The organism is Zavarzinella formosa DSM 19928 (assembly GCF_000255705.1).
GTDB lineage: Bacteria > Planctomycetota > Planctomycetia > Gemmatales > Gemmataceae > Zavarzinella > Zavarzinella formosa.
In genome coordinates this window covers 16,689-39,573 of record NZ_JH636454.1, presented here as the reverse complement: position 1 = coordinate 39,573, position 22,885 = coordinate 16,689, and the positions used below count along the sequence as shown (strand labels likewise).

The following is a 22,885-nucleotide window of genomic DNA, read 5'->3' as shown; positions in this document are numbered from 1 at the left end:
ATCATCTACCCTCGCCATTTTGACACACATGCTCTCTCTCATGGACACCACAAAACTCATCAGACCCAAGAATGATGGGCAGAGGGGGGAGGGCACAAGCAGATGCCAGAAAAATAGCACAAATCAAGCCAAGCCGGAGAGGATATTTCTGCCCTTATTCCACATGTTTTGCGACAAAAAGACGATTGCAAACGCCTTTTAACGAAAGTATTTGAAGTACGATTTTCATATCCGATTCGCGTTGATTCTGTCAATACGATTTTACTCGGTTTTTAGAGCGTTCGGAAATAATAAAGCAAAAACCTTGGTTTTCGCGGGTATTCCTTGTTGTTTCCGAACGCTCTTAATTGGTACGAAGCAGCCATAAATTGCATGCCTCCGAGAAAGCCAGCCATGGAGAACGACTGGCTTTCTCACCGTCGTCGTTGCTAGAAACGCAAAAGCTTGTAATAGTCGGTTTGTGGTTTGCTATCCTCTTCGCTTATGGCTCCTGGCCCAGCATCTCCGACCACAGCTCCTGTTTTTGTAATCCTCAAACCATACATCTTGTCTACATCCGGGTCATTTTGTTTAAATTCTTCATACACGATATTAAATCCGGAGTTTTTGACAGTTATCGGGTTTGCCTCGTCTATCACGCCCGCAATTGTTCCAGTCCTAAGATCCACAAATGCAAAATATTGCTTGGCGTCGACTTTGCCAGGGCCTTTTGTCGCATCGTTAATTTCCTTTTCCAGTTTATTTTTAAACAGCACTGTCGCCCTGTCGGCATCATTTTTAGCATCAGTTTTAAGGATTTCCCCTTGATTAGAATGTCTGTCTCTTGCTATTTCATCAACACCTCTTGTGGCGTCATATATTAAGCTAAATTTTCCGGCAACGAGTTGCGATTCTTGCATTCTGAAATATTGCGCAGGCTTTTGGACGCCAGCCGCCCCTTCAACTCGCTTAATACTCTCGCCAGCTTTTACCTGATTTAGATCTTTGGGATCATCAGAGTCGCTGTAGAATGTGTAATCATATTGAATGCCAAAGGCAGGATAAAAAGAGTCCGCACCACGCTTAAGATCAGTGCCCAACATTCTCGAAGGCATTGACATTTCAACTTTTACAGGAATGGCTGCGACACTGAATCCTTCGCTGGCAACCCGGGCTAAAGAAACGTCAGTATCCTTTTCATCTCCAAACACGGCCAGGACAAGCTTGCCTCCTCCTTTTTTGCCTTCTGTGTTGGGTGCAGTTTGGGATTTTACCCCTTTGTCATCCGTCCCTTGGATATATCCATGAAATGATCCTCCCACAAAATCAGTTTCTTTCAAAGAGATCATTGACACCGGCTTTTTGGCGGCAGAGTCGTACAGGCTTGCATACCCATTATCCGCGCTTACTCCAAGCAAGCGGACATACAATTGTTTGCCAAGAAGGTCTCCGGATTTGGAAATCCAGATATCAGTCTTCTTTCCAGGTGTGATGCGGAACTTGTCGTTCTTGATCATAACTGTCGGGGTGCTATCGGAGTATATTTTATTCTCCTGCTGTCCGACTTTCGTGCCGGAGCCGATCTTTATCTCTCCACCAATTGCATTAGCTTTTCCCTCCCCCTCCGTTATTTCGGCCCCCGTAAATACAGGCGGGCTATTGATCATGTGGTATGCGACAAGAACGATATCATCTTGGGTATCGCTGATCCGAGTTGGCACCATGTAAATTTCCTGAGAGATGCCGTCGTAAAGCGACAGCATGAGTTCACTTGATGCGTCGCTTCCGTCGGCATGCAAGGAAATCAAAGCCCGATCTGAAAAGGTTGTGCCGCCCGAACCGTCCGGAGTCTCTACGCGAATGCCGATCGATCTCGACCCGGATCCTCCGCCAGGATAATCAAGAGTGACGGCGACAGGCAGGGGTTTGCCCACAAAACCCAAGTCATCTTCATGTTTTTGGGTGTCGTTGATGGCAAAATCAACGACACTGTCTCCCTGCGGAGTCACTTTCCAATTAAATAATCGTTCGTCCGTGCCGCCGCCGCCAGTTACGCGCCCGACAACATTGAATGTCGTTGCCTCGGTCACATCATCCGGGGAACCCGTAAATCCGACCCCGTCGACATAGGTCACTCCCGGAGGCATTCCGCTTACATCATAAGTTAGTTCGTTGCCGATTAAGTCAGTAGCTTTGAATGGCAGATCAATTGAGTCCCCCGCAACAGTCACTTGGTCATCAATTTCCTGCCAGCGGTTCGAGTCCCATATATTCCAGTGGAACTCAATAGAGTCCGTATCCCCGCACTCGTGCAGGGTTGAAATGGTGACAGTATAATCGCCGTCCGATGTTTGAGCATCGTCATATTGTGGTCGCCCGCTGATCTCACCGGTGTCGCTATTGATCGAAAGCCCGCTGGGGAGCCCGCTGGCCGTCCAGGTCACTTGGCCGGAGACTGTATCTGGGGTATTGAAATAAACACTCACCAGATCCCCTTCCGACGCTCCTTTATCTCTCCCATCCCACTCAATTCGGGCGTTGTTGACTTCCGTCACAGTGATGTTGGCCGTGGCGTCGGCGGTGTGCCCGTGTGTGTCCGTGATGCGGTAGGTAAACGAGTCCGTGCCGTGGTAGTACAGCGTGGGCGTGTAGGTGACCACCCCGTCGGCAACAACTGCCGTCCCGTGCGTCGGCCCCGTTAGCACGGAGATCACCGGCGTGTCGTTCGTTGTCCACAAGTCGTTCCCCAGCACATCCACATCGACAGCCGTACTTTCCGGTGTCGTCCCTGAGTCGTCCGACGCCTGCAGATCGGCGCCGACGACAACAGGAACGCATTGAATATCGTACTTTTCTCCACCAGCACCGGTGTTACCCAAGTCATCCAGCGTGAGCGTGACATAGGCATCCCCGACGTAGCCTGTCGTCGGCGTGAAGGTCACGCCGCTCATGGCCGCGTTCAGGGCGGTCAATGTTCCCCGGACCATCCCCTCCCCGTCATCCGTGCCGTCGCCGTCGGTGAATGTCAGTCCGGTGGCGCCGGCCAGCGTCAGTGTGCCGTTCGTCACGCTCCACGAAAGTTCGACATCTTCCGTGCCCGCATCCGGATCGTTCAAGCCGACGCTGAATGTCAGCGGCGTGTCGACGGCAGTGTTTGGTGTTTCGGAGGGCACGGTGATCACCGGCGGGCGATTTTCATGCTGCACATTTAGGGACACCGTGACGGTGTTCCCGTCGGCCAGCCCGTCGTTGGCCTTGTAGGTGAAGCTGTCCGGGCCGACATAACCATCATCTGAAGTATAAGTGAAGGATCCGTTCTCGTTCAATTCCAATTCGCCATGCGAAGGAGACGAGACAAGGCTGACGGTGAGCGCATCCCCGTCGGCATCGGTGTCGTTGTCCAGCACGCCGGTCACATCGCTTTCGGCCGGTTCATCGTCTTCCGGGTCGCTCGGAACCGGGATTTGCAGGGAGGCGTCATCCATCACGTCATAGCTGTCGGCCACTGAAACAGGCGCGGCGTTGGTGACAGAAATGGAAACGGTGGCCGTGCCGCTGTCGGCCTGTCCGTCATTGGCCTTGTAGGTGAAGGAGTCGGCCCCGATGTAACCATCGTCCGGCAGGTAATCGAAGGAACCGTTGGAGTTCAAGGTCAGCGTGCCGTGGGCCACGTCGGTGACCAGGGCGGCCGTCAGAGGATCGTCATCCGCGTCGGTGTCGTTGCCGAGGACATTGCCAGTGGCATGGGGTTGCGAACCGGGGAGCATCCCCTCCGGATGAGCATGGACGGTGACGGAGTCATTGGCGGACACCGGGGCGGAGTTCGTGTCGTGGATGTTCAAGGTCACTGTAACCGGGTCGCCCGCCGCCAAGCCGTCGTCGGCCTGGTAAGAGAACGAATCCGGTCCGTGGTATCCACTGTCGGGCGTATAAGCGAGGGAACCGTCCGGGTTCAGCGATAACTCACCGTGGGCGGGCGAATCGACGACCTCGACCGTCAGGTCATCCCCGTCGGCATCGGTGTCGTTGCCCAGCACACCCGGGGCCGGCAGGGTCAGGACGGCGTCCGTGGCCACGCCATAAGTGTCGGCCGAAGATTCAGGGACAGTGTTGGTCACGTGAATCGTCACGGTTCCAGTGTTGCTGACATTCGCCCCGTCAGTGTCTTGATAGGTGAACGAGTCATCGCCCACATAGCCGGCCTCCGGCAGATAATCGAACGACCCGTCATTGTAAAGTGTCACCGTCCCGTGCGACACATTGGAAAGCAGGGAAGGCGTCAGGGAATCATCATCCGCGTCGGTGTCGTTGCCCAACACATCGCCGGCGAGGCGGTTTTGTTCGCCGGGTTCGACGCCCGTCGCGTAGGCATGAACGGAAAAGGTGTCGCCATTGGCCACGGGGGCGTGATCATTGTCAACGATGTCCATGGTGGCCGTGCTGCTCAACGGGTCCGCCTGGTAATTCGAGCCGAGATCATCGCCCAGGTTGGAAACCACGATTGTTTCCGTCCCCTCGGCGAGCAGGTCATCCTCATCCTCAACCGCCACCGTAAGATTGACTTCATAGACAGCCACCCCGAACTCCACTGTGGTTTCGTAAGTGCCGTCGTCATTATCATCGGGGTCGGCCACTCCAAAATTCGCATAGTCGTCGTCGAGGGTCGCCGTGCCGCCGACCTTGAAAACAACCGTCAGGGGAGTTGACAGGTCGCCGTCCCGCGTGAAGGTGAAAATGCCCCCGGCTCCGCCCTCGGTCGCGTCCTGTGTTTTGGTCACGGAAAGCGTGACGGCATTGATCGTCAGGGTTCCGCCGGTGAAGGAGATCTCGTAATTGGACCCGGCGGACAGGCTACCTTGGGTGATCGGGTAGGTTCCCTTGTTGCTTGACACCGTCGCGGTTGTCGCCAGTTCGCCGGTCAGGATGCTTTCGTCATCGTCGTTGACAAACCCGCTTGCGGAATAGGTGAGTTCGGGCAGGGCGGTTCCGAACACCTTGGATTTGTTGTCGGCCGTGACGGTCAGGGTGGCCGGGGTCACGGTCAGGTGGCCGGAGACGTAGCTGATCGTGTAGTTGGAACTGCCCGCCCCGCTGGCCGTGATGGAGTAAGGGCCGCCTGAAACGGAACTGGCGGAGGTGGCCGAGGTGCTCAGGGTAGGTCCGGAAGACAGGCTTGCCGACGTGTCGCCGTTGACGAAGCCACTGTAACTAGCGGTCAGGGTTGGGAGACTTGCCCCGTAGGTTTTGAACTTGTCGTCGGCGGTCACGGTCAGTTCGGCCTTCGTGACGGTCAATGTCGCCGGGGTGAAGGCGATGTTGTAATTGCCGCTGCCCAGGCTGCCTTGGGTGATCGAGTACGAACCGACATCGCTCCCGGAAGTGGCGGCCGTCCCCAAGGCACCCGTGAGGTCGCCGGGACCGTCGTCGCCCACAAAGCCGGAGGCCGAGAAGGTCAGTTCGGGCAGGTCGTCGCCATAAACCTTGGTCTGGTTGTCGGCCGTGACGGTCAGGGCGACCTTGGTCACCGTCAGTGTCCCGGCGGTGTAACTGATCGTGTAGTTGGAACCGGCCGAGAGCGTCCCTTGGGTGATCGAATACGTGCCGGCGTTGCTGCCAGTGGTCGCCGCTGTCGCCAATGCCCCGGTCAGGACGCTGGAGGTGTCGCTGTTGACAAAGCCCGTGGCCGAATAGGTGAGCGACGGAATCGTGGCTCCGTAAGCCTTGGTCTTGTCGGCGGCCGTGACGGTGAGCGTGGCGGGGGTGATGGTCTGGGAGGTTCCCCCGGAACTGCCAGACCAGAGGGTGGCGCCGCCGTAGGAGGCCGTGATGGAATGCGAACCGGCGTTCAATGTGACCGACAAGGAGGCCGTGCCGCCGGACAGGGTTCCCGTGCCCAGGACGGTCGCCCCGTCGTAAAAGGTCACGGTCCCGGTCGGCGTGCCGGTGGCCGGGGAAGCCGCCGACACGGTCGCCAGCAGCGTGACGGAGTTCCCGTACACGGCGGTCGAAGCCGACGAGGAGACGCTGGTGGTGGTGCCGCCGGTGACCGTCACGGAAGCCGAGCCGGAGGCCGACTTGCCCAGCCCGTCGGTGAGGGTGACGGACGCCGACCGGGTTCCCGGCGCTCCCGTGAAGCTCGTTGTGTAAGTGCTTCCGGTCGAGCTGTCCGGCCACAGATAGGTGTAGCCGCCATACCCGTCTGCGGGTGTCGCCGTGAAGGTGACGGACTGGCCCGCCCCGACCGTGCTTGACGACGCGGACACGCTCACCGTCGGCAGAGGATGGACGTGGATGGTGTTCGACGTCCCCGAGGCCGAGCCGCCGCCCGATCCCCCGGACCCACCTGATCCCCCGGACGACCCCAAGTCGGTCACGGTGACCGCCTCGGTGTAATCTCCGGCGATGGCGTAAGTGTGCGTGTAGGTCGCGCCGGTCGAGGCGTCGGACCACAAATATGAGTAGCTGCCTCCGCCTCCGGACACCGTCGGCGTGTAGATCACTTCCATTCCGACGTCCACGTCCCCCGGCGACCCGGAGACCGTCACCGAGACAGAACTTGACCCTCCGGAGCCACCCGAACCGCCGGAACCACCCGAGCCGCCGGAACCACCCGACGAACCGGAACTGGTCACATGAATGGTGTTCGAGATCGCGGTGACCGACGAGCCGCCCGAACCGCCCGAGCCGCCGGAACCCCCGGAGGAACCGATGTCGGTCACGGTGACATAGGTATTGTAATCGCCAGTGGTGTCATAGCGGATGGTGTCGGACAAGCCGGTCGAGCCGTCGGCCCACAGAAAGGAATAATTGCCGCTTCCCCCCGACACCGAGGTCATGTAGATCACCGACTGGCCGGCCGTGATGCTTCCCGGCGACCCGCTGACCGTCACCGACACGGAGCCTGACCCGCTGCCCGAACCACTGCCGCCACCGCTTCCCGAACCGCTGCCCGACCCGGAACCGCCCGATCCTCCCGACCCTGAGCCGCTCTCTCCTCCCGACCCGCTTCCTGATCCCGAGCCCCCGCCTGAACCGCCACTGCCTCCCGAACCGCTGTCTCCTCCGGAACCACTCCCCGAACCTGATCCGCTGCCCCCTCCGGAGCCGCTATCACCGCCGCTGCCTGATCCTGATCCGGAACCCGAGCCACCGCCGGAGCCACTGTCGCCGCCCGATCCTCCCGATCCGCCGGACGATCCGAGGGTCACATAAACAGTGTTTGACGTGCCGGACGCCGAGTCGCCTCCCGATCCGCCAGAGCCCCCCGATCCTCCGGAACCGCCGGAGGAACCAAGATCGGTCACGGTGACCGTATCGGTGTACTCGCCGGCCGACTCATAGACGCGGACTTCGCTGATCCCGGTCAAGCCATCGGACCACATATAAGAATAATTGCCGCTGCCCCCGGACGCCGAGGCGGTATAGGTCACCAACTGGCCGGTCGTGGGGTGTTCCGGCGACCAGCCCACTGTCACGCTCACGCTGGGCTGGTCCCGTGACTCCAGTTGCTCGATCCGCAATCCCACCCCGGAAGGGCGGGAAACGGGCTGGTTGGAGTGGAAAAATTCACGAACAGGCTTGAGAAACGTGCGGATGCTCGGACGCATTGGCGAAATCCTGACGGGGGATCGGGACGGAGGACACGAGTCTTGACGAGAGAGTTTTCTCTTCTTACGAACACGTCACTTTGGCGGGAAGCCAAGTGAACGGAGAATGTTGAACAAAATACAATCGGGGGTCATCGGGCTTCCCTCCTGTTTTGTGTGCGGGCGATGGTTTCGGACAGGAACGTCTCCCATCGGGGAATCACCACCTCCGGGCCCCACGTTTGTTCGGCGGCCCGACGGGCCAGGGCCGCCATCCGGGCGTGTTCGGCCGGGTCATCCCACAGCCGGACAATGGCGGCCGTCCACTCGCCGACTTCGTTTGCCGTCGGGGCGATCCGGGTGGCCGGGGTGTATTTGGCCGGGATCTCCGCCAGCACGCCGCCGACACTCAGGGTCTCGGCCAGCCCGCCACGTCCGGAGCCGATCACCGGAATCCCGTTGGCCATCGCCTCGACCGCCACGCGCGACAGCCCCTCGGCCACCAGTGATGGCATCAGGATGATCTTGCTCATTTGGTAGAACCGCCGCGGGTCCGGGGTATTGGCCATGTGATGGACGGACTTTACCCCGGCGAGGTTCACTCCGCAGCGATCCAGCCAGGTCGTCCCTCCCCGCCCCTCGACCAGCAGGAACCGGATGTCGGGCCGCGAACGGCCGAGGATTTCGGCGATCCGGGCGAACCAGAACACCCCCTTGGCCGGTTCGGGGTTGACGAACGTCACATAGCCCGGCCCCGTTGGCTCGCAGCGGAACCGGTCCCAGGTCCACGGTCCGGGCAGCACGACCGGGTTCAATCCCAGACGCTCGCGATAGTGGTCCCGGCTGGCGTCCGACGGGACGACCACGGCGTCGAAGGCTTTGAACATCGCGGCGTCCGTGTATTCCCGGTTATGCAGCCAGAACACCGCCGCCGCCCCGTTCGTTTGCGCCGCCACCAAGGCCGCCCGGCTGGCGGGATCGCCGCCATAGGTCAGGACCACGTCCGGCAGAAAATCCGCGGCCACCCGGTTCACGACATCATGGAAGGCCCGGGTCTCGTCCGGTCCCGGCGGTTTGTGGACGGCCAGCGGCTCTGGGGCGAACACGGTCACCGGATAGCCGTCGGAGTCAACCGTGTGGACGGTGAACGAAAGACTTCCGGTTCGCCCGGCCACCCGGTCGGCGGAGGGTTTCCCGGCAAGGACGGTTCCGATGGGGGTGGCCGACGGATTGTCCAGTTGCGGCCCCGTCACCACCCGGCACTCCCAGCCGCGGGCGGTCAGCAGGTCGAACAGATCGCGAGTGCAGAGGGCAGCCCCGCTGGATGGGTCGAAGTGGCAGTGGTACGACGCGAACAACACCCGCTTTGGTCCCGCCAATCGCGGGCCGGACGCGACTCCCGTTCCAAGGGAACCCGTGGTCGCTTGTTCGACGGAATCCGCACGGCCGACGGCCGGATTTGTGGCGGCGCGGCCGGGGACCAAGTCGGACCGGACGTATTTGACGACCCCGAGCCCGGCGTCACGGAAGCTCGCCCCAAACTGGTCATGTCCGGGGAGCAGGGCATCAATCCGGCGCCGGTCGGCGGCCGAGTGAAACTCGACCAAAACCACCCGCGCGGACCTTGCCCGGTGTCCCAGGGTTTCGAGAATTTCGACCTCGCATCCCTCGGTGTCGATCTTGAGGAGGTCAACCTCCCCCAGTTTCAACTCGTCCCACACAACGGCCGCGTTCCGAATCCGGACCCGGGCCTTCCCGGCTGGTTCCGAAACCCAGCCCGGCCGCACTGAGTTGGCCCCCGAATTGGTCGGGTGCAGAAACAGTTCGGCCTCCGCGTCCGCCCGTCCGAGTCCGAACGGGTGGGCGGTCACGCCGGGGAATGAACGCAGGTTCTCGCACAACAGATCATAATTTGGCCGATAAGGCTCGAAACTATGGACCGTGGCCGCCGGGTCATAAATGAGGAGGCTGTAAAGTGCGAACAGCCCGACGTTGGCGCCGATGTCGACCACCACCGGCCAAGGGCGCAGACAGTTCGGGGGCAGCCCCCCGTATTCATGCTTTTCAAACAAATCGCGGGCCAGCCAAGACTCGTTCGCGGCCATCCGCACCGAATGGACGGTCCCGCCGACGCGGATCACCACCTCGCCGACCGACGACGGCAAACCATTGGAAAACGGGGAATCGGGCCGGGTCCGGGACAGGCTGTCGGCCCGCACGTGATACCGCCCGCTCTCAGCCGCGACAAACGTAAACTTCGCTCCGGCCCCGGCAAAGCGCCGCCACAGGTCGGCATCCTCTTCCTCGCCTTGGGCATGGCCGAGCGCTTCGTTGAATTTGCCGGTCTGACCGAGCAAGTCCCGCCGGTGAACCACCCCGAGCGAAATGACAATCGTCTCGGAGAACATCTTGTCATGCCGGGTCGCCGGGTCATAACGGGCGACCGATCCGAAGCCGGGGCCGGGCCGTTCGTTGGCCTGATCGTACCGAAACACCAACACGTCGCCCTTGTCCCGCCACTCCCAGGCCCGGGCCAGATGATCCGGGTAATACTCATCGTCATGGTCGAGATAAGCGATCAAATGTCCCCTGGCATGATCGAGCGCCGTGTTCCGGGCGGCCGACACCCCGCGATTGACCGGGTGTCGAAACACCCTGATGCGGGTGTCGTTGGCGGCGAGCTCCTCCAGTCGTGCGACCGAATCGTCGGACGACCCGTCGTCAACAATCAGCAATTCCCAATCGGCGAACGTCTGGCGGCGAACCGAATCAACCGCCCGACCGAGCAACCCGGCCCCGTTGAACACCGGCATCACAATCGAAATGGCGGGGTGGTCGGACATGGGACAGCATCTTTCCGGATTCAGCGGATGAACTTGTGGTTTCGGACGGCGAGTGAGCGGCAGCGGTTTTCAATCCGCTTCGTCTTGTGATCGATGATATGGTGTTTCCGAATCATGGGAGTTTGGAAATTTGGGGCCTTCGCTTTCTTGGTGTGAAAGGTGGTTGTTTTGGTAATGGATTTGTTTGAGTGGTAATGGATTTTCCCCACCACAAAGAGGGATATTTCATGGAGTCTGGAGCCGCAACCGCTTTCTCAGATTTGGGGCAAACTACCAAAAGCTGTTTTCTGGCGCTTCGCCATACATCATCCGCTAATTAACTCTCTCTTTGCGTTAGGGACTTGCAGGGCGGCGAAGCCGGTGCGTAGCACGGAACCCCGGAAAGGCCCGACCCGCAGGGAAACGCCCATCACTTCGCCACCCTCGCTTTCCAATTCTTTTCACCCTCTTTGCCTTCCAACTCCGCGACCCGAAGCATCAGCCTCAACCGCTCATCCTCGCTCAATCTGAGAGCCTTGTAGACCGCTTGCAGGTGGGGCTTTCCTGATTTGCTCATCCAGGATAGGTGTTCGAGCAGGAGGGGGATCGTGTCGAGGCTGATCTGAGGTAAGCGGGTCATGATTCACAGGCCGCCGTCACCAGCAAGACAACCTCGCCATCAAGGACATCGACGATGCCCACCTCTGCGGAACCCTTACCCTTGTAGTCGGAGACCATCCATTCGCCCCAATTGGCCACCCACACCGGAGTGTGACGGCTCATGGTGAAGTCCCCGCCCTTGTACCCCTCGAATTCCTTGCCAACGCAGTCACGAAGCATCTCTGTGAATTGGTCAACAGTCATCCCCTCGCCCGCGTCGTAATGAAGGGAAAGCTCGGCATACACCCCGCGCCAACTGTCGATCCCCGTTGGCACGAGCCCGCCGAAGTCAAAGACCACCTGCTTGCTCTTGTCGGGAATGGCCTCCATCTTCAGGATCAGTTCGCCCAAGCGCAGGCATTCGGAGTTCGCAAGTTCCTCCTCACGAGCCTTGGCCAGCATTGCATCAACTACCGTCTGTAAATCCACACCACCTCACTCTCCGTCCATCCCCGGACTGTTTCACCCGTTTCGTCCGTTACTGGACTGTTCACGATTCTCGCTGAATACCGAAACTCTCATCGAATTCACCGCATTTTCCGAGGCTAACCTCCCGATAAGCGGCTGGGGTTAAATACCCGTTGCTCACTAACCAGTCACTGAAATGCGATATGCCACTGTACATACGGTGTCTGCCCTTGCTTTTGCAAAGCCCGACAAACTCAACTGCAAGCATCTTCATGTCGAATGGCTTGAGCGCCATGTAAATATCATGCGAATACCCGTCCCACCATTCATCGTAAGTCACCAGTGTTTCACCAGCTTCAAATTTCAAGTTCTGCCCCATCACCCCTCTCTTTCCGTTCAGCCATGGACCGCTTTATGTGTTTAGCTTGGATTTGGACTGCTCACGCCTCGGCCTTTCTTTTGGCTCGGTAGTCCCGCTGGTACTAGATGAGCCGTTCGCGGTTTGCCTGGTAGTACCGCTTCATCTGCTCAAGCCTCCGTTCCCGATTGGCCAAGTACACGAGCCGCTTGTACTCCCGCTCAGTCACCGGCCTTCTCCCGCTTCTGGATTTCCCGGTCGATGTACCACCGTGCCTTCTTCAAGTCCTCGATGGCATCGTGCTTCAGGTCAGCCCGCCAGACGTACTTCACGGCATTGCCGAGGTTGAAGCCCATGTGTTCCACGATGGTAATGCACTCGACCCCGCTGGGATGGCCGTTGTAGTGTTTGGGATGATTCACATTGTCAGTCATTTAGCCCTCCTTGGCTGTTGGTTGATTCTTACTTCGCGTTAGGGACTTGCAGGGCGGCGCTGCCGGTCCCGAAGGGACGGAACCCCGGAGAGGCCCGACCCGTCAGGGAACGCCCATCACTTCTTCACCCTCGCCTTCCAATTCCTCTCCCCCTCTTTCCCCTCCAACTCAGCTATCTTCAACTCCAACCGTAACCGTTCATCTTCAGACAATTTCAAAGCACGGTACAACACCACCAAGTGAGGCTTGTTGCTTTTGGGCATCCAGGAGAAGCGTTCGAGCAGGAGCGGGATCGCGGTCAATGAGATGGAGGGGAGGCGGGACATGGCTACCACTTCACGATGATCGTCTCGCCAGTGGCCTTGCTGACGCAGTAAGTCGCCTGAAAATTGACGCGGTCCTTTGCGATTCCCTGCTGCGCAGCAACGCAAGCCTCCTTTGAGGGCATTTCAACGCTCGTTGCCCCGCCGGCATAGCCGATCTTGAAAAAGACAATCAACACCCAAATCGAAGACATATCACCTCTCTCCGTCCATCCCTGGACTGTTTAACCCATTTCGTCCATTACTGGCCTGCTCACGTCTTCTTGCGTCTGATGTCTCCACACTTTTCACAAAGCTGGTCGTAATAGAAACCCACCACCTTGCTTTCACTTCCTCGCGGGCCACTGCGGATCGTTTCCCACGAATGCCTGCATAACCTCCCAACGAGCAGAGCGTAAAGCCACGCGATCATGGCGCCTCCTCGGCCCGCAAGTCCGGCCTCGTAAACGGACTTTTCCACGTCGCCTCCGACCGGATCGTCACGGTCACCATCGTAAGTTTCTGCCGTTTGCGGTCAACGTATGGTCGCCACCCGAATTCTTCGGTTAGCGGACAGATCCCGAATAGCTTCTGTTCTGCTTTTTCATTCGCTTCGTCGAAGGTCATGACCTGAACTCCTGCACCCACGTCAGGGGCTTCCATCCCCTTATCCCGTACCCGCCAGTTGCCTTGCCATCGGTGCTGATGAAAAAGGCTCGTGAGACGATTTTTCCCATCAATTCTCCGCTCGGCAATCGAGTGACTCGAAGGATATGGGTGTCTTCGCAGTCCTGAATCCAGACGTAGTGCCATCCGAATGCCTTGTGAAACAACTGCCACATCATTCGAGCATCCCTTTCTCACGCCTTCGTTTGCCGCTCGCCCGCCCGTTCTTTCTGGCTGGCACCTGTTTCGCCAAATAAGCGTGAACATCTGCTTGGACGCAAATGCTCTCAATGCTCGTGTGGTGGTAAATCGGCTCCCCGTCTTTGAACAGCACATACTCCAGCGGCTGGCCTTCGGGCGAGTACACTATGCAGCACGTCAGCCCCACGGCTCGGTAACGACGAGCCTTGTTGATGATTGTCGCCATGCCACTGTCAGGATCGAAAAGGAATCCACGCTCGTTGGCAACGGCTTTGTCAGATGGGGTGAGTTCTCTCATTCGAGCATTCCTTTCATGCCGACCGCCGAAGCAATTCGGTTCGTGCCTCATTCAATCTCGCCATCTGCTCATGGCTACCGCCCACATCTGGGTGACACCGCTTTGCCTTGTCCCGAAACGCCGATTCGATCTCCGACAAAGACGATCCCGGCTTCAACCCAAGCACGTCCCAAGGTGAATTACTCGGCAATGCAACGAATCCCTTGAACGCCTGCTGGACCATTTCGCCCGTTCCCCATCGTTCGATCCCCCTCAACGCCTCAATGGTTTTCCCAATGGCGTAAATGTTGTCGTGGATGATGTCCCACTTGTCGCAGGCAAAGCACATCTGCTGCTTGCGGTACGTGAAGTACACGGCCACGCCCCGGTCATCCGGCGTCTTGTAGGTCGCGTAGGGCAAACCGTCTTTGCGAAGCGGGATGTTGGTGGAGATGATGGGCAGCGTCCCGCCAAGCCGACGAATCTCGCCGAGAACGAACTGACAGGCGGCCCCGTGAGTGGTGCGGAAGTGGCTGCGGGCGGGATTGTGAATCCGTTGCTTTCCAGCGGGCCACTGTAGTGGATATGCTTCAATCATTCGAGAATTCCTTTCTCTGTTACACAGATGAGATTGCCCGCTCCTATATCCCGTTGTCCCAAGCAAAAACCGTCTGCGGGTTTCGCGTAAGTTCCATGTTCATTTCGTCGTCGCAGTCGTCGCACAATCCGTAGAATCGGCGATTGAGCAGGTTCAGGTATTTGCCGCATCTGTCGCAGGCCAACCCCGAGTTAAACCAGTATTTCGCCCACGGGTCCGGGTTTACGAACCAATGCGGTTCTTCGCCGAACATGGCGTGATGAAAATCCGCCTGCTCCATCTCTGGCTCAAAAACCGGGGCTTCAATCGCCCACCCGTCCACGATTCGGAACACTCCTGCACGGTCAACCCTGAAAAGCTCCAGGTAAAGGTCACGCTCCCTGGGCCGCAAGTGCATCGGCAACAAGCCCGGTTGCAAGTCGCCGCCGAAGACGGATTCCATCGTGAGGTCTACTTTGTCCCAATCCACCGCTTCATCCTTTCCCAAAAGGAAATGCCTTCGTTGCCGCTCTGAAATGACGCTTGCGTCGCCGTGACGGAAGGCGTTATCGAAAAACTCACGCCCCCGCGATTGGCCATATCCTCAAGCGTCATGGTGACGAGTTCCTGCACGTAGGCTGCATCGGGGGCGATGTTGTGGCTCGGTTTGCTTATGCCAACCTCCGCCATCCTATCGATCATCTTCCCGAAGGTGAGGTCGCAATACTCGTCCTCCCAATCCGTAATGAAGTAAAAGCGGTCATGCTTGATGCCGGTGTTTTTGTGACGGAAGTACCCGAACACCACTGGGTCGCGGTTCCGTGCGACAGTTTGCTTCTCCTCCTCGGTCTTGTATTCCTCGCCGGTGTAGTCGCTGAAAACCACACAGAACTCGTCAAACAGCCCGATGTCCTTGGCCTTCTCGATGTCGGCCATTTGGTCCAGCGGGATGACGCGGGGGTAACGGTCAAGCTCGATAATCTTGATGTGCTTGGTCTTGTCCAACAGGTGCTTCACGTCGTCCTGGTAGACGAACTGGCTGATCCCCGCCCCCAGCAATTTCATCTCGCGGACGATGACGTCGTGCGTAAACGCAAGCTGGTTGAGCAGGCTCTGCTGCCCGACTTTTTTGGCACGCACCAAGTGTTCCGCGATGATCGCAAGCTGCTCCTGGAGCATGTCGGCGTCCACGCCTTTTACGCTCTCCTTCAGCACGGCGAAGTATTCGTGCGGCTCCACCGCCTCCGGGTTGATCGTCACGTCCTCGGTCATTCTGCCCTCCTTGGCTTGGTTGGTTTGGACTGCTCACGCTTCCGTTTGCGAATCACATTGAGCCGCCGGGTGAGTGGGGCATCAATGCCCATCTGTTCGCAACCTATCTCATAAAGCTCGGTCGGTGTTTTGGTCATCATGTCAGAGGACATGTTCGGTGCCTGGTTCTCGACGTGCCACATTCGGTGATGCTTCCGACACAGCCAGCGGATGTGAAGAGGAAAGTTGTAATCGTCGTGATGTGCCTGAATGACGGTTCGCCGCTGGCCGTTGCATTGCGTTTCTTCGCCAGTCTTTCCGCAGACCTCGCACGCAGAAGGTTGTATCACCCTCGTTCGGATGGCAATTTTCACGGCCATTGAAGCGCGGGTGCGGGATAAATCAACCATAATTGTCCACTCATACGAATCCAGTTTTTTAACCAATTCCGCGTCATCCACCAGAAGTCCGATCAACATCGCCGTGTGATCCGGGATTGGAGACTTTCCGCTTGCCCACCTCCAGACGGTCGATGCGTTGAGTCGCAACAGTCGAGCCAGTGACGGCTGCCACTTCTCGCCGAACAACCGCAGGCCACAGATTTCAAGTTCTTCATGCGTCATGCATTGCACCTTGCATGACTTTTGATCTTGGGTCAATCACTTTCGTAACGCTTGCGCGAATCTCAAATCACGTTCAAACTCAGCCCCGTTTTTCGCCCAATCCCCTTTCTCATTCCCCGAAAGGAATTGCGATGGAGACGGTGCGAGGATTGCTCCAAATGGGTAATCAAAAAGTTGGTGACGCCATTCATTTGTGGGGTCTTCCGGCTGTGACAACATGCCCTGGAATGACTTCTGTCTGCCAAGGTGTTTGTTACGCTTTACGGTCAAGATTCAGGTTTCAAACGGTCAAAGATCGACTCGCTTGGAACCTGGAGCAAACTGAACGTGATGATTTCTGCGGTCGAATGACCAAAGAGATACGCCGCAAAGGATGCCTCGTTTTAAGGGTGCATTCTTCAGGCGATTTCATGAGCAAAGAGTACGCTGAAAAGTGGCTCTGGATCATGAGGAAATGCCCCAAGCCTCGCTATTTTTGGTACAGCCGTTCCTGGCGCATTCCTGAAATAGCAACGGTTCTGGAGCAAATGGCCGCACTCAAGTGTTGCCGTGCCTGGTACAGCCTCGACTCTGAAACGGGAATCCCTGAAAAGATCCCGCCCGGCGTCAAACTGGCTTACCTACAAGTTTCCGAGGATACACCCCCGGAGATGATCGACCTGATGTTCCGTGTCCGTCGGTTGCGAAAACAGCCTCGACCACGGATTGGATTGACCATCTTGCCGGTGTGCCCGAACGAAGTGAACAAAGAGATCACTTGCGGCGGTTGTCAACGGTGCTTCTCATGAATGGAAAAAGCCCCCGAGGATCAACCCCGGCGGGCTTTTTTCAATCCAAAACTCATGGGTTCGACTTGCTCTCCACATCAGTGAATCATGCCCGGACGGGAGAAGACCGGGCAAAGCAATTTTCCCCAAGCGTCTTTGGCATCACATCGAATCTGGTCGAATCAGCGGCAGTAGTGCGACCACCGGACCACACGGGTGTGGCAGCCGTAGGAAGAGTGCCAGTAGACTCGTGACGGGGTGTAGCAGGTCGGGGCGACGAAACTGGTGGAGCAGGTCGGGGCGAAATAAGTTTGGGTGGTGCAAGCCGGGGTGGAGTAGTAGACGCGGCTGATCACCGGGGCGGACACGCAAACAGGGCTGCTCTGCACGACGGTGTAACCGGGGCTGAACACGACAGGGGTGGAACAGGGTTCTTGAGCGGACACGGTTCCGGTGAGGCCGAGGGCGGCGAAGCCCAAGCCGAAGGTCAGTAACAAGGCTTTCATGATTGTTTCTCTCAGATGCTCATGGTTTGTTAATCTCTCCCGCACTAGGCAAACGACTGCTCCATATGGGCTTGCGCGGGTGTATCTTTCCCCGCGATTTGCGTAATTTGCATCATTCCAGCAGGGGGAGCGAGTCAGACAAACAGGTCTGAAAGCTCAGAAATGGAAAGCACGAAAATCGAATCGGAGATGAAGCGGCCGTAAGAATCGGTTGGTGCGGTTTTTAACCCTTGCGAGGCTCTTTGTAATCAGTGGATTCTTGTCGGTTCGATCCTGCCATTATCCGACGATATCGCCGCCGCGAGAAACGAACCAAGAAGAAGCCACAGAGGCCAAATATGAATGCCACAAACGCCAAAACAGCCATTAGTACCCAACGTGGCTGCTGGTCTAAGATCACGTACCAAGGCGTGGACGGATAGATGAAATTGGCGCTATTGTCGATCTCGAATTTCTCTTTTCCCGTCCGCAGGTCGATCACCGATGTCCGGAGGTTGGGCCATGTGACAACCCCGTATCCCAGTTCCGTGTCAAAAGCCAACTTCTCAATGACTTGGTAGCCCACCGGAATCCGAAACAACTCTCGAAGTTCGCCGGTGGAAGGGTCAAACCTGAAAGCACCCCCTTCCTCTCGGCCATCCGCGTAAAAGACGACTCGAATGTCGGCTAACCCAGTGGATGACCAGAGGGGCGGGTAAACTCGGCCAACGTCTTCGACCAGACGGACTCGTCTCTTGGTTGAGATTTCGACAACCTCCAATTGTCTTCCCGGCCGATGATTTTTAACGTCCTCAAACTCGCCCGCCACAAACCGGGCATTGTCGGGTTCGACGGCCGTCACGAATTGACCGTCGGCAACAGGCTCGCCTGACCGGACGCGAAAGCACATGTCGTGATCGACGGTCTTGATTCGGATAATTGAGTCATCCGCCGACACCTCCAAGCGATTGATTCTCTCCGGCACCACGAATGATCGGATCGGATTGCCATTGATGTCGTATAGCGTGGCAATATTCTCAGCCGATTCGGTGATGAATTGACCAGTCGTCCGCAGCACGACCGTGGGCCGATGCGGCATGAACGGTTTGTACGCATGGGCCACGGGGACCATGAAAGCCGTAAGCAGCAGAAGTGACCGCATGACATCGCCTTCGGGTTTCATTGCCGGGAATGGTCATTGTGGATTGTACCCGCAAGTTCACCGTCCGTATCCCTATCAATGCCTCGCGGGTCGTTCCAACGGCGATGAGCATCCCGGCCGTGCCAAACCGATCATCTACCTGGTGGAACGGATAGAATGTTTTTTGGCTAGTTCATGTTCGACCACCGAGGGCATAATGCCATTTGGACTGTTTCTATTGATCGGTTTCAGCCTGATTGTGTTCCGACGGGCCAAAGCGGCCGGTCGTCACCCTTGGGCTTGGACCCTGACTCTCTGGCTGTTGGTCTTCGGCATGGGATTTTTGGGGTCAACTGCGGGGATCATGCTTGCTCTAATTGACTCCAACGATGGGTTGACAGATTCGGAGATGCAGTCAGCGGCGAGGCCGCCCGCCATTCTTGGAATGATGGCCGGGGCGATCATGGCAATTTGGGGTTCTGGCAGACTGCCGGTAAGAACGTCCGAACCATCCGTTGTTCCTGACTCGTCCCATAGGTAGGCGAGTCACGACATGTCTCTCGCCAATGTTGTCCACCCAGTCGAACTGATCTATTAAAAAGCAGAGGTTTTCGGGTGGTACGAGCCGAACTTTTCCCGATTGACGAGTGCCCCGTGGGTCGGCTCGCCATCATGCCCCGGCCCCGAGCTGGTGATTGGCTGGAGGACGAGGCGGTATCGTGGCGGCGGCAGGGGCTGGACATCGTGGTGTCGTTGCTAGAGGATGGCGAGGTTGCCGAATTGGGACTGGACGCGGAATCGGAACTGTGCGAGCGGGCTGGGTTACGGTTCATCCAATTCCCGATCCCGGATCGAGGTGTGCCGAGTTCGACTCAGGCGGTGTCGGAGTTGGTCTCAACACTCTTTATGGAATTGCGCGCGGGCCGGGGAGTCGGCATCCATTGTCGGATTGGAGTCGGCCGGTCAGCATCCTTGGCGGTGTGTGTCCTGGCCACCTCGGGTGTGCCAGTCGAGACAGGCTGGTCGATGGTGAAGCAAGCACGGGGGCTGTCAGTCCCGGACACCCCGGCGCAGCGGGCTTGGGTCGCGGAGTGGTTCGCGGGGTTAAGCCCGGCGGCCACCCGGCATGTGGAGCCAAACGCCGCGCCTGACTTGTCGGGCGAGGTCGTCAGGCGAACAGGGGAGTAGGGAGGAGGGGGCGTACCTTTTGGAGAAGCCGCTGACCATCATTTAAGTGCAGCGACCCGAACGGCTGTCGGGGATATGGCGGCCAACCGCCAGGATCACTCGGCGGCGCAGGTCGTGAGGAGACATGCGTGCTTCCTGGGGATGGCCCCTCTTCCCTTCGCCCTTGAGCAAAATCAGTCTGTCAAGAGTGTTGTAATTGCCATGGGGCCGCCGTCGTCGTACCGGGAGCAGGTCAGGACGAGGCCGGTGCAGCGGTCGTTATTTTGAATTTTCGCTGTGTGTCGATTTTTGTTGACATTGGCAACAATCCTGGTGTACCGCTTGTCGCATTGGGACGTGGTGCAGGTTCCGGGTACTTATTGCAAATGGTGAACCCGAAGCTGTTTCTCCCCGTCCCTCGAACTAACCGGAGGTGGTGCAGACAAGGGTTACTTATTCCAAACTGTAGGTCGCGGGTTCGATCCCCGCTCGGCTCCTTTGACGGAGCCGGTAGCTCAGTTGGTAGAGCGGCAGAAACGTTCCTTTGTCGATCTTTACCCCTCTGGCCCACAAACCACCTCGCGGTGGTGCAGACAAGGGTTACTTCGACTGTTAATCGAGAGGTCGCTGGTTCGACTCCAGCCGTTCGGGCAACCGGACGTAGCTCAGCGGTTAGAGCGCTATGTTCCTTTGTCGTCTCTTCCCCGCGAGATTGATCAACGCGGCCGTGGTGCAGAACTGGCTTACTTCTTGGGGATGTAAAAGCTGGATTCGTCTCTTCCCGGCCGCACTTTTTGAAAGGACTCGCCCATGGCCACGTTAAACCGAATCGCCAAAATCTTTACGCACGAGGGGGCTCCGGCATCCCGCATCTCGCCGGTCGCCCAGTTGGAGCGATCGGTCATGTCCTGCCTGTTGTGGGAGGACGAGTTCTACGAGAGCGGCCAGTCCATCGGCCAGCGCATCGCCGACCTGGTGAAGCAGGTTTCGGCGGCTGACGTCGCCCGCGTGGCGATTCAGGCGAAGACCGACATGCGGCTGCGCCACGTTCCGCTGCTGCTCGCCCGCGAAATGCTCCGCTCCAAGGAGGGGCGTGAGTTGTTCGGCGACGTTGCGAAGCAGGTTTTCGCCCGACCGGACGACATCGCCGAGTTTCTGGCGATCTACTGGAACGGCAACAAGGACGAGCCGCTGGCCAAGCAAGCCAAGCGGCATGTCGGCAATGCGTTCCGTCGCTTCGACGAATACCAGCTTGCCAAATACAACGGCGGTTCCAAGGCCGTCAAGTTGCGGGACGTCCTGCGTATTACCCGGCCGAAGCCGGAAAACGCCGAGCAGGCCGAACTATGGCGCAAGCTCGTGAAGGGCGAACTGGCCACGCCGGACACTTGGGAGGTTGAGCTTTCCAAAGGCGGGGACAAGAAGGCTTCTTGGGAGCGGTTGCTCGGCGAGGACAAGCTTGGCGGCCTCGCCATGCTCCGGAACATTCGGAACATGCGGGAAGCCAAGGTTAATGATGGTTTGATCCGGGAGGGTATCTCCGGCGTGAAAGCCGGAAAACTGCTGCCGATCAACTTCATCGCCTCGGCGCGGCACAACCCGCAGTTTGAGTCGGATCTGGAGGCCAAGTTCTTCGACTGCTTCGCCGGCAAGCCGAAGCGGGGCGGGCGCACGGTCATCCTGATCGACGTGTCCGGTTCGATGGATGGCAAACTGTCCGGCCGGTCGGAACTCACCCGCATGGACGTGGCGTGTTCGCTAGCGATGATCGGGCGGGAGATGTTCGGCTCGCTGCGAGTGTTTACCTTCTCGAACGACCTGAAGGAGGTTCCGGGCCGACGGGGCTTCGCGTTGCGGGATGCCGTCGTGAACTCCCAACCGCACGGCGGGACGGAGCTTGGCAAGGCGGTCAAGCAGGTTCCGGCGTGCGACCGGCTGATTGTCATCACGGATGAGCAGAGCCACGATGCCGTGCCTGACCGGAAGGGTTACCTGCTCAATGTGGCCAGCAACAAGAACGGTGTCGGATACGGTTCTTGGGTCCACATTGACGGATGGTCGGACAAAGTGTTGGAGTACATCTCCCGGTACGAAGATGACGCCAGTCGAACTGCGTGAGCATGTCAGGGGCCGGGGCGGGGTGAGCAACCTTGCCCTGGCCCTTCGCGTTGATCGCTCAACCATTTACCGATGGCTGGACGGAACCCGGAGAATTAGACCGGCGATGGCTGAATTGATTCGTCTCCTCGCTGCCCCGCACAACGATTGACGATTTTCGGGCGTCTTCAAAACAACGTCGGGTGGCTATCCCCGCAGTCAGGTTACTTCTTTCCCCGTCTCGTAGTCCAACACAGGCTTCTCAAGTGCCAACGCCATCTTTTCAAGACACCATCGGACACTCTCCACGCTCTCGCCGACCACGATAACCGGCTGCTCCGTCCATCCGTCCGCTTTGCGGCGACTGTAGAAGACTTCGTGCAGCCCATAGCTCACCTCGCCCGTCTCATCCGTTTGCTTCATGATCCTGTAATTCCACTTCATAACCCCTCTCAAAATAACGTCGGTTGTGCCACTTGTTCCCTGAGCTTTGCCCGGATTACTGACAGTTCAGCCTTTTCGGCCGCCGAATGCCCCACCTTGTTCGCGGTTCGCTCCAGCAATTCCCGAATGCCTGCCCGCCTGGCCTCGTCTTCCGTCTCAAACGGTTCGGCCAGCCAAACGCTCGGCGCATAGCTATAGTCTGAAATGCAAGTTTCGAGCCGGGTGCAGAAGATCCACACATGTTCCCGAACTTTGCAGAGTCCCACCACGGCCATCGCTTTCCCGCAACGGGCGACAATTTCCTCCTGTCGCGGGCAGAAGACGCCCGAAGTGTTCACGTCGCACTCGGCTCCCCAAGCCAGTTTGGCAATCTCCAGAGTTCGCGGATCGGTTCGCCAGTTGGGATCGGCGTCCTTGATGGCTTGAATGCGTTCGGGGATGTCCATTCACCTTCCTTTCTCGCTTGATGGATACCTTGTTTGCAGATTACGCGCAAGCGATCATCATCGTTACCTTTCGGACAGGGGAACACCGAACGGCTCAAGAGATGCTGATAATCGGCGAGCGCGAGCGGATGTCAGGTCTGTCCTGCCACAAGCTCGTGAGTATCCCCCTGTCGTCGAGGCAGGGGCCACTCCTG

The 22,885-nt window shown here is 58.2% G+C and carries 21 protein-coding genes and 1 tRNA gene; 4 read left to right on the top strand and 18 right to left on the bottom strand.

What is annotated here, in order from left to right; all coding sequences use genetic code 11:
• Positions 1-428: 428 nt before the first annotated feature.
• The 14 genes from BGIM_RS0145400 to BGIM_RS0145320 all read right to left on the bottom strand — a co-directional run bounded on the left by BGIM_RS0145400 (position 429) and on the right by BGIM_RS0145320 (position 16,180).
• Positions 429-7,586: an MBG domain-containing protein gene (locus BGIM_RS0145400; protein WP_020476207.1), complete on the bottom strand. Its 7,158-nt coding sequence runs from the start codon at positions 7,584-7,586 to the stop codon at positions 429-431.
• A 131-nt stretch (positions 7,587-7,717) separates the two neighbouring features.
• Entirely contained in the window at positions 7,718-10,408 is a 2,691-nt protein-coding gene (locus BGIM_RS67660; RefSeq protein ID WP_020476206.1) for an FkbM family methyltransferase, read from the bottom strand.
• A gap of 409 nt (positions 10,409-10,817) precedes the next feature.
• Positions 10,818-11,027, bottom strand: coding sequence for a hypothetical protein (locus BGIM_RS0145380; RefSeq protein WP_020476204.1), 210 nt, complete (start codon positions 11,025-11,027; stop codon positions 10,818-10,820).
• A complete protein-coding gene (locus BGIM_RS0145375) occupies positions 11,024-11,476 on the bottom strand; it encodes a hypothetical protein (protein ID WP_157369949.1) in 453 nt (150 codons plus the stop codon). The genes BGIM_RS0145380 and BGIM_RS0145375 overlap by 4 nt, the downstream gene beginning before the upstream one ends.
• A gap of 61 nt (positions 11,477-11,537) precedes the next feature.
• Positions 11,538-11,834 carry a hypothetical protein gene (locus tag BGIM_RS0145370; protein WP_020476202.1) on the bottom strand — a complete coding sequence of 99 codons (297 nt, stop codon included), beginning with the start codon at positions 11,832-11,834 and terminating at the stop codon, positions 11,538-11,540.
• 200 nt (positions 11,835-12,034) lie between these two features.
• Positions 12,035-12,247 carry a DUF3310 domain-containing protein gene (locus BGIM_RS0145365; RefSeq protein WP_020476200.1) on the bottom strand — a complete coding sequence of 71 codons (213 nt, stop codon included), beginning with the start codon at positions 12,245-12,247 and terminating at the stop codon, positions 12,035-12,037.
• Positions 12,248-12,363: 116 nt separating this feature from the next.
• Positions 12,364-12,573, bottom strand: a complete 210-nt coding sequence (locus BGIM_RS0145360; RefSeq protein WP_020476199.1) for a hypothetical protein — start codon at positions 12,571-12,573, stop codon at positions 12,364-12,366.
• Positions 12,574-12,575: 2 nt separating this feature from the next.
• Positions 12,576-12,764, bottom strand: coding sequence for a hypothetical protein (locus BGIM_RS0145355; protein ID WP_020476198.1), 189 nt, complete (start codon positions 12,762-12,764; stop codon positions 12,576-12,578).
• Between the two features lie 214 nt (positions 12,765-12,978).
• Positions 12,979-13,176: a hypothetical protein gene (locus tag BGIM_RS0145350; protein WP_020476197.1), complete on the bottom strand. Its 198-nt coding sequence runs from the start codon at positions 13,174-13,176 to the stop codon at positions 12,979-12,981.
• Positions 13,177-13,390: 214 nt separating this feature from the next.
• Entirely contained in the window at positions 13,391-13,714 is a 324-nt protein-coding gene (locus tag BGIM_RS0145340; RefSeq protein WP_020476195.1) for a hypothetical protein, read from the bottom strand.
• Positions 13,715-13,727: 13 nt separating this feature from the next.
• Entirely contained in the window at positions 13,728-14,291 is a 564-nt protein-coding gene (locus BGIM_RS0145335; RefSeq protein WP_020476194.1) for a J domain-containing protein, read from the bottom strand.
• A gap of 43 nt (positions 14,292-14,334) precedes the next feature.
• Positions 14,335-14,760 carry a hypothetical protein gene (locus BGIM_RS0145330; protein ID WP_020476193.1) on the bottom strand — a complete coding sequence of 142 codons (426 nt, stop codon included), beginning with the start codon at positions 14,758-14,760 and terminating at the stop codon, positions 14,335-14,337.
• Positions 14,742-15,542, bottom strand: a complete 801-nt coding sequence (locus BGIM_RS59530) for a hypothetical protein (protein WP_020476192.1) — start codon at positions 15,540-15,542, stop codon at positions 14,742-14,744. The genes BGIM_RS0145330 and BGIM_RS59530 overlap by 19 nt, the downstream gene beginning before the upstream one ends.
• On the bottom strand, positions 15,539-16,180 hold the full coding sequence (locus BGIM_RS0145320) for a helix-turn-helix domain-containing protein (RefSeq protein WP_020476191.1): 642 nt from the start codon (positions 16,178-16,180) through the stop codon (positions 15,539-15,541). The genes BGIM_RS59530 and BGIM_RS0145320 overlap by 4 nt, the downstream gene beginning before the upstream one ends.
• A 122-nt stretch (positions 16,181-16,302) precedes the next feature.
• Here BGIM_RS0145320 and BGIM_RS65400 point away from each other — a divergent pair, with 122 nt between their 5' ends.
• Positions 16,303-16,932: a GP88 family protein gene (locus BGIM_RS65400; RefSeq protein ID WP_162136359.1), complete on the top strand. Its 630-nt coding sequence runs from the start codon at positions 16,303-16,305 to the stop codon at positions 16,930-16,932.
• A gap of 161 nt (positions 16,933-17,093) precedes the next feature.
• On the opposite strand, the gene BGIM_RS0145310 is transcribed toward BGIM_RS65400, so the two are convergent.
• Positions 17,094-17,417, bottom strand: coding sequence for a hypothetical protein (locus tag BGIM_RS0145310; RefSeq protein WP_020476188.1), 324 nt, complete (start codon positions 17,415-17,417; stop codon positions 17,094-17,096).
• A gap of 223 nt (positions 17,418-17,640) precedes the next feature.
• Positions 17,641-18,558, bottom strand: a complete 918-nt coding sequence (locus BGIM_RS0145305; RefSeq protein ID WP_020476187.1) for a hypothetical protein — start codon at positions 18,556-18,558, stop codon at positions 17,641-17,643.
• 633 nt (positions 18,559-19,191) lie between these two features.
• On the opposite strand from BGIM_RS0145305, the gene BGIM_RS56095 reads away from it, so the two are divergent.
• The 3 genes from BGIM_RS56095 to BGIM_RS0145285 all read left to right on the top strand — a co-directional run bounded on the left by BGIM_RS56095 (position 19,192) and on the right by BGIM_RS0145285 (position 21,822).
• Positions 19,192-19,725: a phosphatase domain-containing putative toxin gene (locus tag BGIM_RS56095; protein ID WP_157369947.1), complete on the top strand. Its 534-nt coding sequence runs from the start codon at positions 19,192-19,194 to the stop codon at positions 19,723-19,725.
• Between the two features lie 486 nt (positions 19,726-20,211).
• Positions 20,212-20,355 (top strand) — tRNA-Asn (locus BGIM_RS64350).
• Positions 20,356-20,514: 159 nt separating this feature from the next.
• Positions 20,515-21,822: a TROVE domain-containing protein gene (locus tag BGIM_RS0145285; RefSeq protein WP_020476183.1), complete on the top strand. Its 1,308-nt coding sequence runs from the start codon at positions 20,515-20,517 to the stop codon at positions 21,820-21,822.
• Between the two features lie 198 nt (positions 21,823-22,020).
• Here the strand turns inward: BGIM_RS0145285 and BGIM_RS0145280 are convergent, their stop codons facing one another.
• Both BGIM_RS0145280 and BGIM_RS0145275 read right to left on the bottom strand, forming a co-directional pair.
• On the bottom strand, positions 22,021-22,224 hold the full coding sequence (locus BGIM_RS0145280; protein ID WP_157369946.1) for a hypothetical protein: 204 nt from the start codon (positions 22,222-22,224) through the stop codon (positions 22,021-22,023).
• A 29-nt stretch (positions 22,225-22,253) separates the two neighbouring features.
• The gene (locus BGIM_RS0145275) at positions 22,254-22,691 is read right to left on the bottom strand and encodes a hypothetical protein (protein ID WP_020476181.1); all 438 of its coding nucleotides are present in this window, start codon (positions 22,689-22,691) and stop codon (positions 22,254-22,256) included.
• Positions 22,692-22,885 lie beyond the last annotated feature (194 nt).